The organism is Sorangium sp. So ce1036 (genome assembly GCF_051369805.1).
GTDB lineage: Bacteria > Myxococcota_A > Polyangia > Polyangiales > Polyangiaceae > Sorangium > Sorangium cellulosum_F.
On sequence record NZ_JBBMOX010000001.1, the window covers coordinates 521,870 to 534,559 of the forward strand.

General features: G+C 71.4%; 10 protein-coding genes and 1 pseudogene. 8 read left to right on the plus strand and 3 right to left on the minus strand.

Translation table 11 applies throughout. The features are described 5' to 3' along the window. Position 1: 1 nt before the first annotated feature. A complete protein-coding gene (locus WMF31_RS01970; RefSeq protein WP_436600313.1) occupies positions 2–1,291 on the minus strand; it encodes a phytoene desaturase family protein in 1,290 nt (429 codons plus the stop codon). 215 nt (positions 1,292–1,506) lie between these two features. Between WMF31_RS01970 and metG the strand changes: the two genes are divergently transcribed. The 5 genes from metG (at position 1,507) to WMF31_RS01995 (ending at position 7,526) form a co-directional block, all read left to right on the plus strand. Then, a complete protein-coding gene (metG, locus tag WMF31_RS01975; RefSeq protein ID WP_436600314.1) occupies positions 1,507–3,561 on the plus strand; it encodes a methionine--tRNA ligase in 2,055 nt (684 codons plus the stop codon). A gap of 421 nt (positions 3,562–3,982) precedes the next feature. Beyond that, positions 3,983–4,312, plus strand: coding sequence for an ArsR/SmtB family transcription factor (locus WMF31_RS01980; RefSeq protein ID WP_436600315.1), 330 nt, complete (start codon positions 3,983–3,985; stop codon positions 4,310–4,312). Continuing rightward, positions 4,309–4,749: an SRPBCC family protein gene (locus WMF31_RS01985; protein ID WP_436600316.1), complete on the plus strand. Its 441-nt coding sequence runs from the start codon at positions 4,309–4,311 to the stop codon at positions 4,747–4,749. The genes WMF31_RS01980 and WMF31_RS01985 overlap by 4 nt, the downstream gene beginning before the upstream one ends. Before the next feature lie 77 nt (positions 4,750–4,826). After that, positions 4,827–5,045: a hypothetical protein gene (locus tag WMF31_RS01990; RefSeq protein ID WP_436600317.1), complete on the plus strand. Its 219-nt coding sequence runs from the start codon at positions 4,827–4,829 to the stop codon at positions 5,043–5,045. A gap of 51 nt (positions 5,046–5,096) precedes the next feature. Beyond that, complete coding sequence (locus WMF31_RS01995) at positions 5,097–7,526, plus strand: ATP-binding cassette domain-containing protein (RefSeq protein ID WP_436600318.1); 2,430 nt, start codon at positions 5,097–5,099, stop codon at positions 7,524–7,526. 66 nt (positions 7,527–7,592) lie between these two features. On the opposite strand, the gene WMF31_RS02000 is transcribed toward WMF31_RS01995, so the two are convergent. Further along, positions 7,593–8,759, minus strand: a complete 1,167-nt coding sequence (locus tag WMF31_RS02000) for a hypothetical protein (RefSeq protein ID WP_436606507.1) — start codon at positions 8,757–8,759, stop codon at positions 7,593–7,595. Between the two features lie 182 nt (positions 8,760–8,941). Between WMF31_RS02000 and WMF31_RS02005 the strand changes: the two genes are divergently transcribed. The 3 genes and pseudogenes from WMF31_RS02005 (at position 8,942) to WMF31_RS02015 (ending at position 11,353) form a co-directional block, all read left to right on the plus strand. Continuing rightward, positions 8,942–9,478, plus strand: coding sequence for a peroxiredoxin (locus WMF31_RS02005; RefSeq protein WP_436600319.1), 537 nt, complete (start codon positions 8,942–8,944; stop codon positions 9,476–9,478). Between the two features lie 464 nt (positions 9,479–9,942). Then, positions 9,943–10,319 (plus strand): annotated as a pseudogene (locus WMF31_RS02010) (sigma 54-interacting transcriptional regulator); the annotation flags it as partial. A 179-nt stretch (positions 10,320–10,498) separates the two neighbouring features. Further along, the gene (locus WMF31_RS02015; RefSeq protein ID WP_436600320.1) at positions 10,499–11,353 is read left to right on the plus strand and encodes a hypothetical protein; all 855 of its coding nucleotides are present in this window, start codon (positions 10,499–10,501) and stop codon (positions 11,351–11,353) included. 103 nt (positions 11,354–11,456) lie between these two features. On the opposite strand, the gene WMF31_RS02020 is transcribed toward WMF31_RS02015, so the two are convergent. Next, complete coding sequence (locus WMF31_RS02020; protein WP_436600321.1) at positions 11,457–12,425, minus strand: macrolide 2'-phosphotransferase; 969 nt, start codon at positions 12,423–12,425, stop codon at positions 11,457–11,459. Between the last annotated feature and the right edge of the window lie 265 nt (positions 12,426–12,690).

Below are 12,690 nucleotides of genomic sequence, written 5' to 3' on the forward strand. Positions count from 1 at the left end.
GTCATGCGGCGCGGTCGAGCGCCCGGCGCGCCAGGATGGCCTCGGCGGCGGCCCGGGCGCTGGCGAGGCTCGCGTCGGCGAGCATGCCCTCCGGTCCCACCCAGTCGCCCGCGACGAAGAGCCCGGCGAGCTCCGGGACGCGGACGCCGGGGCGCCCCGCGAAGCCGCCGCCGTCGGCGGTGACCACGGCGTTGCTGGCGACGAGCGACGGCAGGAAGCGGCGCTCGACGAGCGCGTCGCGGTAGCCCGGCTGGCCGAGCTCGAGGAGGTCCTCGAGCGCGCGCTCCGCGTCGCCCCCGGCGCGCTCGGGGCCGTACTGCATCGTGTGGATCACGCCGCCGCCCTCGGGGGCGAGCCGCGCGACGTTCGAGTGCACCGACAGGTAGAGCGGGCGATCCATGCCGAGCACGAGGTTGAGGCGCGGGCGAGGCAGCCGCGAGAGCGCCACGTCGAGGCACGCCGCGCGGAGCGGGACGGCGCGCTCGGCGTACCCCGCGAGCGCTGGGCTCCCGGGCACGAGCGCGGCCGCCGCGCGCGGGCCGGCGGCGATGAGCACGGCGCCGGCGCGGATGCGGTCGCCGCCCGCGAGCATCACGCCGGCCGCCTCGCCGCCCTGCAGCTCGACCTGCTCCGCCCGCGCCCCGGTGACGATCTGCACGCCGGCCGCGACCGCCGCGTCGCGCAGGCCGTCGACCAGCGTCCTCCAGCCGCCGTCGAGGTAGAGCACGCCGTCGCGGACGCCGCGCTGCACCTGCTCGAGCGCCGCGCCGGCGCTCTGGCGCTCGTCGTCGGCGCAGAAGGTGGACAGCCGGATGAGCATGGAGACGAACCGGCGCACCGCGGGGGAGCGGAACGCGCCCTGGAGCCAGGTCGAGACCGGGACCGCCATGAGCGGCGCGGCGTCGACCGAGGCGAGCTTGCCGAGGACGCGGCTCACCTCGATCTTCTCGGCGACGCCGAAGAGGCCCGTCGTGAGCAGCGACAGCGCGCCGTAAGGCATGGTGTGCAGGACGCCCCGGTCGAGGGCGAACGCCCCCGACCCGGGCGGCGCCCCGCCGCTGAACCGGACGCCGAGCTCCTGGAGCGCCCGGTGCGCCGCGCCGCCCCGGTAGAGGGCGTGGGCGCCGAGGTTGAGCGAGAAGCCGCGGCTCTCCTGCGTGGCGGCGCGGCCGCCCGGCGCGTGCGCCTTCTCGACGAGGGCGACGGACCGCCCCGCCCGGCCCAGGTACGCCGCCGCCGCGAGCCCCGCGAGCCCGCCGCCGATCACCACCACGTCGTTCGTGTGTCTCATCCCGTGTCCCCTTTCCTGGCCGTACCACGATCGGGGGGCCGGAAAGGTTACGCGGTCCCGGACGAATCGCGGGCTCGCCCTCGCGGCGCCCGGCTCAACGCCGCTGGCGGCGGCGGCTCGCTCCGTCCCGGACCGCGCGCCCCGGCGACGCCGTCGCGCGGGGCCGCGCCCGCGCATGGCGTCGGGCCGCGAGTTCGTGCAAAGTCCTGCCCAGCATGAAACGGCTCCTCATCACCAGCGCGCTCCCCTACGCGAACGGCCACATCCACCTCGGCCACCTGGTCGAATACACGCAGACCGACATCTTCGCGCGTTACTGGCGCATGACCGGGCGCAGGACCATCTACCTCTGCGCCGACGACACCCACGGCACGGCCATCATGATCCGCGCGCGGCAAGAGGGGCGGAGCGAGGTCGACGTCATCGCCGACATGAACGCGGCGCACCAGCGCGACTTCGCCGCATTCCAGATCCGCGTTGACCATTACGGCAGCACGAACTCCCCCGCGAACCGGGCGTTGTGCCACGAGATCTGGGCGTCGCTGCGGGAGCGCGGCAGGGTGACCACGAAGGACGTCACGCAGCTCTTCGATCCGAAGGAGGGGATGTTCCTGGCGGACCGCTTCGTCAAGGGCACCTGTCCGAAGTGCGCCGCGCCGGACCAGTACGGCGACAGCTGCGACAAGTGCGGCTCGACCTACGCCGCCACGGATCTCGTCGAGCCGAGGAGCGCCCTCACGGGCGTGCGGCCCGAGGTGCGGAGCGCGCAGCACCTCATGGTGGCCATCGAGCCGGAGCGGCCGTTCCTGGCCACCTGGACGCAGGCCGAGGGGCGGATGCCGAAGGAGATCGCGAACTACCTCGCGGGCCACTTCCTGTCGGAGCCGCTCCGGGACTGGGACGTGTCGCGCCCTGCCCCGTACTTCGGCTTCGAGATCCCGGACGCGCCCGGGAACTACTGGTATGTCTGGTTCGACGCGCCGATCGGCTACATCGCCGCAAGCAAGGAGTGGTGCGACCGGGAGGGCGAGTCGTTCGACGACTGGTGGCGCTCGGAAGAGACCGAGATCGTCCACGTCATCGGCAAGGATATCGTCTATTTCCACACCCTCTTCTGGCCGGCGATGCTGAGGAGCGCGGGCTTCACGCTGCCGTCGCGCGTGCAGGTGCACGGGTTCCTCACCGTGAACGGCGAGAAGATGTCGAAGAGCAAGGGCACGTTCGTGCTCGCCTCGACGTACCTGAAGCACCTCGACCCCGCGTACCTGCGTTATTACTACGCGAGCAAGCTGAGCTCGAAGGTCGACGACATCGATCTGAACCTGGAAGAGCTCGTGAACAAGGTGAACGCCGAGCTCGTGAACAAGGTCGTGAACCTGGCGAGCCGCTCGTCGCGCTTCGTCGCGGGGGTGGGGCTGTCGCCCGTGTATCCGGACGACGGCGGCCTCTTCGCGGCGGCGGCGGCGGAGGGGGACGCGATCGGGGCGGCGTACGCGGCGTTCGACTTCGCGCGGGCGACGCGGCTCATCATCGCCCTCGCCGACCGGGCGAACGAGTATGTCGACCGGATGCAGCCGTGGGCGCTCGCGAAGCAGCCGGACAAGAAGGCCGAGGTGCAGGCCGTCTGCACGGTGGCGCTCAACCTGTTCCGGCAGATCGTCCTCTACCTGGCGCCGGTGCTGCCGAAGCTCGCGGACGACGTGGCGCGGCTGCTCGGGTGTCCGATGGACGTCTGGGCGCACGCGAGGACTCCGCTCGTGGGCACGCCCGTGGGCGCGTATGAGCACCTCATGAAGCGCGTCGAGCCGGCCGCCGTGGACAGGATGATCGCCGAGAGCCGCCCCGCCGAGGAGGCGCCGGCCGCGGCGGCCGCCGGCGCGGCGGCGCCGGGCGGGGCCGCGGGCGCCGAGGACGACGGCGCGGCGCTCGCGAAGGAGCCGCTCGCCCCGGAGTGCACGATCGACGACTTCACGAAGATCGACCTGCGCGTCGCGCGCATCCTCGCGGCGGAGCACGTGCCCGAGGCGAAGAAGCTGCTCAAGCTCACCGTCTCGCTCGGCGGAGAGGCGCGGCGCACGGTGTTCGCCGGCATCAAGGCCCATTACAAGCCGGAGGATCTCGTCGGGCGGCTCGTCATCGTGTGCGCCAACCTGGCGCCCCGGAAGATGAAGTTCGGCCTCAGCGAGGGGATGGTGCTGGCGGCCGGCGACGACACGGTGCACGTGCTGTCGCCCGACGCCGGGGCGAAGCCGGGCATGCGCGTGCACTGAGGCGCCCCGGGGGGCGCGGCGCGCCGGCGCGGCGCCCTCCGAGGCGTGTCCTGTCTCCGCCCGAGCTCGTTCACACGGGCGGCCATCGACGACCACGAATTCGCCGGCGTCCACCTCGACGACGCGGCTGCTCCGCGTGCCATGCCAGCACGCTCGGCGGACCCGCGCTCCAGGATCGTGACCCCAGCCGCGCCGAGCGCGCCCACGCCCACCTCGAGGAAGCGCTGCGGGGGCGGCCACGCGCCCCGGTGGCCGAGCGCCGGATCCTCTCCTCCACGCCGTAGCGCCCACCCGCCGGCGGCACGCGGGTTCGCCGTCCCCTCATCCGCCAGCGCCAGCAGGGGGCTCCTGCGCGCGCTCGCGCTGCCGGCGAGCGAGCGCGCGCTTGACAATATATAAGCATAGACTTATACGTTCGAGGATGCACCGCGCGGCCGCGGCCGAAGACAAGATCTTCCAGGCGCTGGCGGACCCCAGCCGCCGGGCGATCTTCGAGTCGCTCACGCGCGGCGAGGCGGCCGTGAAGGACCTCACGGCGCGCTTCGACATCTCGCAGCCGGCGGTCTCGCAGCACCTCGCCACGCTGAAAGACGCCGGCCTGGTGAACGGCCGGCGCGAGGGGCGCTGTGTCTACTACCGGGTGGAGCCGCGCGGGCTGAAGCCGCTCATCGACTGGATCGCGCACTACCGCGCCTTCTGGACGGAGCACGTCGATCGCCTCGAGCGACTGCTGGAGAAAATGGACGAATGACTCTCACCGACAAGACCGCACGAGCGCAGACCGAGTCCATTTCATTCGAGTTCGAGTTGCGTCATTCGCCGGAGAAGGTGTGGCGCGCGCTCACCGACCCCGCGCTGCTCGCGGAGTGGCTCCTGCCCGTCGTCGATCTCAAGCTCGAGCCGGGGGCCGCGTTCACGCTCAAGGCGCAGCCGCAGCCCGGCTGGGACGGCCTCGTGAACTGCCGGCTCGCCGAGATCGAAGAGCGCAGGAAGCTCAGCTACACGTGGGTCGTCGGCGACATGGACACCCTCGTGACGTTCACGCTCACGCCCACGGCGTCGGGCACGCGCCTGTCCCTCGTGCATTCGGGCTTCAAGCCGGACCAGAAGCAGAACTTCGCCGGCGCGCGCTACGGCTGGAAGATGATGGGCGGGAGGCTCGTCGACCTGGTCGCGAGGATCCCGTGAGCCGGTGGAGGCTCGTGGCCTGAGGCTCGTCGCGGGGGTGCCCGATCACTCCGGGCTCGTCTTCAGAGGAGGTCCCATTGAACTGGAACAAATGGATTCGACAATCCCACCGCTGGGTGTCCATCGCCTTCACGGTGGCCGTCATCGTCAACCTCGTCGCCATGGGACGGGAAGAGCCTGCCGTCTGGGTGGGCCTCCTGGCGCTGCTTCCGCTCGTCTTTCTCCTGTTCACCGGCCTGTACTTGTTCGTGCTGCCGTACGCCACCGAGCGGCGCAGCGGGCGGCGCGCCGACTGAACGGGCGGCCGGCCGCACGAAACCTGAAATCTTCATGGAATGAGCTTGAACATGGCCTCCTCCACCCAGCACCCCGCCGACAGCCACGACCTGATCCGCGTCCAGGGCGCGCGGGAGAACAACCTGAAGGACGTCAGCGTCGAGATCCCCAAGCGGCGGCTGACCGTGTTCACCGGCGTCTCGGGATCGGGCAAGTCGTCGCTGGTGTTCGGCACCATCGCGGCCGAGTCGCAGCGGCTGATCAACGAGACGTACAGCGCGTTCGTGCAGGGGTTCATGCCGACGCTGGCCCGGCCCGAGGTCGACGTCCTGCAAGGGCTGACCACCGCGATCCTCATCGACCAGGAGCGGCTGGTCGGTAATCCCCGCTCGACGGTCGGCACGGTGACCGACGCGAACGCGATGCTCCGCGTGCTGTGGAGCCGCCTCGGCGAGCCGCACATCGGCGGGCCCGGGGCCTTCGCCTTCAACGTCCCGTCGGTCCGCGCGTCCGGATCGATCACGGTCGAGAAGGGAGGGAAGAAGGCCGAGAACGTCGTGTTCACCCGCGCCGGCGGCATGTGTCCGCGATGCGAGGGCATGGGGTCGGTCAGCGACATCGACCTCACGCAGCTCTACGACGAGCGCAAGTCGATCAACGAGGGCGCGATCAAGATCCCCGGCTACAGCATGGATGGCTGGTACGGCCGCATCTTCAACGGCTGCGGCTTCTTCGACGCGGACAAGCCGATCCGCAAGTTCACCAAGAAGGAGCTCCACGACCTGCTCCACAAGGAGCCGACCAAGATCAAGGTCGACGGCATCAACCTGACCTACGAGGGGCTGATCCCGAAGATCCAGAAGTCGATGCTGTCCAGGGACCTCGACTCGCTGCAGCCGCACGTCCGAGCGTTCGTGGAGCGCGTGGCCACGTTCAGCCCCTGCCCCGAGTGCCGCGGCACCCGGCTCAACGAGGTCGCCCGGTCGTCCAAGATCAAGGGGATCAACATCGCCGACGCCTGCGCGATGCAGATCAGCGAGCTGGCCGGGTGGGCGCGCGATCTGAGCGAGCCGTCCGTCGCGCCGCTGCTCACCGCGCTGCGGCACACGCTCGACTCGTTCGTGGAGATCGGCCTCGGCTACCTCAGCCTCGACCGGCCGACCGGCACGCTGTCGGGCGGCGAGGCGCAGCGGACCAAGATGATCCGCCACCTCGGGTCGTCGCTCACCGACGTGACCTACGTCTTCGACGAGCCGACGGTCGGGCTGCACCCCCACGACATCCAGCGGATGAACGACCTTTTGCTGCGGCTGCGCGACAAGGGCAACACCGTGCTCGTGGTCGAGCACAAGCCGGAGGTGATCGCGATCGCCGACCACGTCGTCGACCTCGGCCCCGGCGCCGGCACCGCCGGCGGCCAGGTGGTCTTCGAGGGCACCGTGGATGGGCTGCGGAAGAGCGCCACGCTCACCGGGCGTCACCTGAGCGACCGGGCCTCCCTGAAGCGGTCGGTGCGGAAGCCGTCGGGCGTGCTGAAGGTGCGCGGCGCCCGCACGCACAACCTGAAGGACGTCGACGTCGACATCCCGCTCGGCGTGCTGGTGGTGGTGACCGGCGTGGCGGGGTCGGGCAAGAGCTCGCTGATCCACGGCTCGGTGTCGAACCGGGACGGGGTGGTGTCGGTCGACCAGACCCCGATCCGCGGCTCGCGGCGGAGCAACCCGGCGACGTACACCGATCTGCTGGAGCCGATCCGCAAGGCGTTCGCGAAGGCCAACGGCGTGAAGCCCGCCCTGTTCAGCGCCAACTCCGAGGGCGCCTGTCCGACCTGCAACGGCGCCGGGGTGATCTACACCGACCTCGCGATGATGGCCGGCGTCACCACGGTCTGCGAGGAGTGCGAGGGCCGGCGGTTCCAGGCGTCGGTGCTGGGCTACCGGCTCGGCGGGCTCAACATCGCCGAGGTGCTCGACCTGTCGGTCGACGACGCGGTCGGCTTCTTCGGCGCCGGCGAGGCGCGCACGCCGGCCGCGCACGCGATCCTGCAGCGCATGGCCGACGTGGGGCTCGGCTACCTGCGGCTCGGCCAGCCGCTCACCACGCTGTCGGGCGGCGAGCGGCAGCGGCTCAAGCTCGCGACGCACATGGGCGAAGACGGCGGCGTCTACGTGCTCGACGAGCCGACCACCGGGCTGCACCTGGCCGACCTCGCGCAGCTGCTCGGGCTCCTGGACCGGCTGGTCGACGCCGGCAAGTCGGTCATCGTGATCGAGCACCACCAGGCGGTGATGGCGCACGCCGACTGGATCATCGACCTCGGGCCGGGCGCGGGCCACGACGGCGGGCGGATCGTGTTCGAAGGCACCCCGGCCGACCTGGTGGCGGCGAGGTCGACGGTGACCGGCGAGCACCTGGCGGCGTTCGTCGGCGGCGGCGTCGAGCGAAGGGCGCCCTCGGCGCGAGGCCCCGAGCCGAGGCAGCGGCTGGAAAAGCGGTTGTGACGCAGCAGCGCCGGCGCCACGGCGTCGCCGGCGCGTCCCCGCCTCGTCCGCCGCAGCCGGCCGCGCTCACTCGATGATCGAGCCCGTCACCGTGATCGACGTATCGTCGTGGTTCGAGATCTGCGGGTACGTGGGATACCAGGAGCCGCCGGTGTTGCCGGTGATCACCGACCGATCGATGACGATCTTCCCGGAGTGGTCGTTGCTCACGAAGAAGATCGCGCTCCCGTGGGCGTTCACCTCGTTCCGCTCGATCCGGGTCCCGCAGAGCGTGAGCGTCATCGTGTTGCCGTCGTTGTAGATGGCCCCGCCGCTGCCGCCGCCCGGCGTCCCCGCCTGGGCGGGGTTGCCGCCGTTGCCGAGCGCGCGGTTGTGGGAAAACAGGCTGTTGATGACCGTCCAGGAGACGCCGATGCTGCTGATGCCGCCGCCGTTCGCGCACGCGTTCCCGTACCCCTCGGCGCCGCCGAAGGTGCTGTTCACCACGTAGAGCGGCAGTCCATCGTACTGCATGAGCGCCCGGATCCCGGCTCCGCCGACGTCGGGGCCGGTCGGATCGCACGCGTTGTCGAAGAAGCGTGAGTTGACGACCCTCAGGCGCCCGCCCTGCGCGAAGATGGCGCCGCCCCCCTCGTCGTCCTCGCCGGTCGAGTCCCCCTCGATGAAGGTGAGGTTCTGGATCGTCAGGCGCGGGTGGTCCTGGTCGTCGCAGCGCGGCGTCGTCCAGACCTGCGCCTCGTCGCAGGTGTTCATGTAGAGGATGCGCCGCTTGCGGCCGCCGCTCAGGGTCACGAGCCCGCCGCCGTCGATCACGATCTCGGGGCCGGTGTCGTTGAAGATCTTCGCCGTCTCCTCGAGCGTGATGGTGATCGGGTCGGGGCCGCAGTCGAAGGTGATGATGCCGCCGCCCGCGACGGCGCGGACGACCTCCTCGGAGGTGCAGCTCTCCGGCGTCCCGTCGCCGATCACCGTCGTCGGGGACGAGGTGTCGACGGCCTGCGCCTCGGCCGGCACGGCGCAGGCCCCGTCGGGGTTGCCCGCCGGCGGGCCGCCGCCTCCGTGCGCGGGCGACCGCGGGATCGCGCCGCCCGCGCCCGTTCCACCGCCCGAGGCGCCCGTCCCGCCGGGGCCACCCGTGCCGGGCGCCTCCTCGCCCCCGCGCTCACCGCCCCCGCAGGCGCCGAGCACGCACGCCATCGACAGGCACAAGATCGGTCCCCGCGATCGCCGCATCATCTCCTCCTCGACCGGAAAGCATACGCGCGGCGGCGCCGCGCAGCGGCGCGGGCTGCGCGCGCGGCGCGGAGCGCACCCCCGCCCACTTGACATTCAGTTTATAATGATTCTAACTTTCAGGAGCGCGAGGGCTGCCGAGCGCCATGCCCTCCGAGCCATCCTGAAAGGAGCCATTCGTCATGTTGACCGTCGGTGATCGTCTACCTTCCTTCTCTCTCCAGTCCGTCGTGAGCCGCGAGCCGGGCAAGGAGTTCAAGACCCTCAGCGAGTCGAGCTTCGAGGGCAAGTGGCTCGTCCTGTTCTACTGGCCGATGGACTTCACGTTCGTCTGCCCGACCGAGATCGCCGAGTTCGGCCGCCGCGCGGGCGACTTCGCGGAGCGCGGCGCCCAGGTCCTCGGGCTGAGCACGGACACGCACTACGTCCACCTCGCGTGGCGCGAGCACCACCCGGCGCTCCGCGACCTCCCGATCCCGATGCTCGCCGACCACAAGCGCGAGCTCGCCACGCAGCTCGGGATCCTGCACCCGACCGAAGGCGTCCCGCTGCGCGCGACCTTCATCGTGGATCCGGGCGGGATCATCCGCTTCGCGAGCGCGAACGATCTCCCGGTCGGGAGGAGCGTCGATGAGGTCCTGCGCGTGTTCGATGCCCTGAGGACGGGCGAGCTGACCCCGTGCGAGTGGAAGCCGGGGCAGAAGACGCTCGGCGCCTAGCGAAGCACCCGGGCACGGGCCTCGGCCTGGCCGTCGCGGCGCGCTGGCTGGCGCGGCACGGCGGGTGGCTGCGCCTCGAAGCGCGCCCCGGGGGGGGCGGCGCGCGCTCCGAGGCGCGCTGGCCCGACAGCAACGTTGGTTCGAGCCCGATGGGCCTCGCCGGACTGTCGAGATGAAGCGACTCCAGCTCGAAGATGTTTATTCCGGAGATGACGTCTGGCTTGATAACGCCAGGATCGCCCAGGAACAATACTGGACCAGCTCCGAGCTCCAGCGAGAGCTCCTTCGAAGGGTCCAGGGCGATTTGCCCCTAGCGGCCATGATCTTCGCGAAGGTGGGGGAGGGGTGTCTGGCGTGGCTCGAGATGAGGGTCCCTGCGCTCGGAGGGCGGAGGCCCGCTGATTGTGTTCAGTCGAAGGAGCATGTCCTGCGCTTGCGAGAAGCCCTGATGCGCATGCATTGATCCCGTGCTCCTCGATGGCCCGACCATTGCCCCCCCCCCGCCCGGCAAGGAGGTGTTGGCCCGGTACCTGCACGCGAGGAGCCGGAGGAAGCACAGGCCCTTCCTCGCCGTCGACTGCGGCGCGCTCGCGCCGACCTTGCTGGAGTCGACGCTGTTCGGCCACAGGAAGGGCGCGTTCACGAGCGCGGTCAAGGACGCCCCCGGCCTGTTCGTCGAGGTGGACGAGGGACGCTGTTCCTCGACGAGATCGGCGACATGGATCCGGCGCTGCAGGTGAAGCTCCTGCGGGTGCTCGAGACGGGCGGGATCCTGCCCTTGGGCGCGGCGCGGCCGCTGACGGTCGACCTCGGCATCGCGTCGGCGACGCACCGGTCGCTGCCGCCGAGGGAACGGATGCGGCCGCACGGGACAGTCGGTCCTGTCGACAACGTATGTGCTGCCACGGGGGAAATTTTTGATATGAAGAGATCTGTCCGTGTCCCGGGCTGACATCGAAAAAACATGAGCCGCGCTGAGCTGACCTCGGCACTGCACCGGGAGACTACGCAGGAGGACTCATGACGCTTAGCAGGATGATGCTTGTGGGATGTCTGTCGCTGGCTGGCACCGGCCTGTTCGCATGTCAGGGGAGCGACGCGGATCCCCTCGCGCAGGGGCGGGGCAATGTGGTCAGGGTGCCGTCCGAGGACGGCGACGGCTGTACGCTCACGCAGGGCTTCTGGAAGAACCACCCCGAGGACTGGTGTGTGGGGTCGCTCTCTCTCGGGGGGGTCGAGTACTCCAAGGCGGAGCTGCTCGAGCTCCTCAAGACGCCGCCGAGCGGCGACAAGAGCCTGATCCTGGGCCACCAGCTCATCGCCGCCAAGCTCAATGCCGAGTGCAGCGCGAGCGACGCGGCGCTCGACGAGGCGATCGCAAAGGCCGACGAATGGATGGCCGCCAACCTGGATGCCGACGACGAGCTCCCGTACGGCGTGAAGGGAGGGGGCCCCGCCGCCAGCGAGGCGGTCTCGCTCTCGGAGAAGCTCACCGCGTTCAACGAGGGCCGCCTCGGCCCCGGCCACTGCGATGACGGTCCCGGCAGCGGCTCCGGCGATCCGGGCGATCCGGGCGATCCGGGCGACCCGGGCGATCCGGACGGCGGCTGCGGCCCGGATGATGGCTGCGGGTCGGACGGCTGCGACGACGGCGGGGGCAGCGACGACGGCGGCGGCAGCGACGACGGCGGCGGCAGCGACGACGGCGGGGGCAGCGACGACGGCGGGGGCAGCGACGACGGCGGGGGCAGCGACGGCGGCGGGGGCGACGGGCCTGGCTGGACGTGCCAGGACACCTGCGACAGCGCGGGGGTTGACGGATGCGAGGTCGGCTACACCTGCGAGCTCGGGTGCTGCTCGCCCATCCTCCGCTGAACCTCGTTGTGCGCAAGGGGCACGGCCGCTCTCGGCCGTGCCCCAAGCGTCGCGCGAGCCCCCGGGCGTCGCGCGAGCCCCCGGGCGTCGCGGGCGCCTGCGCTCACCCGCTCTCGGCGGCGATCGTGCCGAGCATGCTGCGCACCTGCGCGATCACAGCCTCGTTGCCCGACTCGATTCCCCACTTCGCCCCGAGCGCGGGGAACGCCGCCCAGCGCTCCGCGGCGTGGAGCGCGAGGCCGGGCCAGACGCGCCCGCCGGCCGCCTCGAAGCGCGCGATGCACGCGTCGAGCGCCGCCTTGCCGAACGTGCCGACGAAGAGGGCGAAGTCGATCGACGGGTCACCGAGGTGCGCCTCGGTCCAGTCGAGGATCCCCGTCAGCCGGCCGCCCTCGTCGACGAGCATGTGCCCGGCGTGGAGGTCGCCGTGCACCAGGGCCAGGTGGCGCGGCCACACCGCGTCGTCGTCGAGCCACCGGTGCCACCGCGCCCACAGGGCGTCGGGCGGCGCCAGCACCCCGCGCGTCTCGTCCATGGCCTTCGCGAGGAGCTGGCGCGCGTCGTCGATGGGCTTCACGGGGACCCCGGCGCGCTCGATCGACGCCGCGTCCACGCGCTGCAGCGCCGCCAGCGCCCCCGCCATCGACGCGATGAACGCGGCCGAGGGCGCCGCCGGATCGACGCGATTCCAGCGAATGCCCGCCGCCGGATCGACGGTGACGGCGGGGACGTCGCCGAGCCGCGGATAGGCGATCACATGGTCGGTGTGCACGCGCCAGTCGGGCACGGCCACCGGCAAGCGCGGGCGCACGAGCGAGAGCACGCGCGCCTCGACGCGGGCCGCCTCGACCACGGCGCGCCGGCGCGGCGCGCGCACGATCCACGGCACGCCCGCCTCGTCCGTCGCGTGCACGACGAGGAAATCGAGCCCCATCTGGTCGAGCTCGGTCTGGGACGTCGTCAGGCGGAGCCCCTCGCGGCGCGCGGCCTCGAGGAGCGCGCCGACGGAGTCGAGCGGCTCGAAGGATGAGGAGGAAGAGTCCGTGGACGATATCGGGTGATGCTCGGTCATGATCGCGATCCTCTTCGCGCGCCGCCGACGTCGACGGCGCGTGGGGAAGGGGAAGACGCGCGGCGCGAGATCACGACCGGATCGGTGAGCGTGGCATGCTTCCTCCAGGCTGCCGGGCGTGAGTCACCGCGCCCCGGTCTTCCGCGTTTCGGGGGAAGACAGGGCACGGACAGGCACCCACGCGCTCACCGCACCTCCCCGGCGGCGCCGGGGGCTACAGGAGGACGAGGATGCCGAGCTCAGCGCAGCCGGATGAATGCCACGG

Excerpts from the sequence above, each read along its gene's own strand:
- WMF31_RS01995 (WP_436600318.1), top strand. The coding sequence starts at position 5,097 with ATGGCCTCCTCCACCCAGCACCCCGCCGACAGCCACGACCTGATCCGC.
- WMF31_RS01985 (WP_436600316.1), top strand. The coding sequence starts at position 4,309 with ATGACTCTCACCGACAAGACCGCACGAGCGCAGACCGAGTCCATTTCA.
- metG (WP_436600314.1), top strand. The coding sequence starts at position 1,507 with ATGAAACGGCTCCTCATCACCAGCGCGCTCCCCTACGCGAACGGCCAC.
- WMF31_RS01970 (WP_436600313.1), bottom strand. The coding sequence starts at position 1,291 with ATGAGACACACGAACGACGTGGTGGTGATCGGCGGCGGGCTCGCGGGG.
- WMF31_RS02000 (WP_436606507.1), bottom strand. The coding sequence starts at position 8,759 with ATGCGGCGATCGCGGGGACCGATCTTGTGCCTGTCGATGGCGTGCGTG.
- WMF31_RS01980 (WP_436600315.1), top strand. The coding sequence starts at position 3,983 with ATGCACCGCGCGGCCGCGGCCGAAGACAAGATCTTCCAGGCGCTGGCG.
- WMF31_RS02020 (WP_436600321.1), bottom strand. The coding sequence starts at position 12,425 with ATGACCGAGCATCACCCGATATCGTCCACGGACTCTTCCTCCTCATCC.
- WMF31_RS02005 (WP_436600319.1), top strand. The coding sequence starts at position 8,942 with ATGTTGACCGTCGGTGATCGTCTACCTTCCTTCTCTCTCCAGTCCGTC.
- WMF31_RS02015 (WP_436600320.1), top strand. The coding sequence starts at position 10,499 with ATGACGCTTAGCAGGATGATGCTTGTGGGATGTCTGTCGCTGGCTGGC.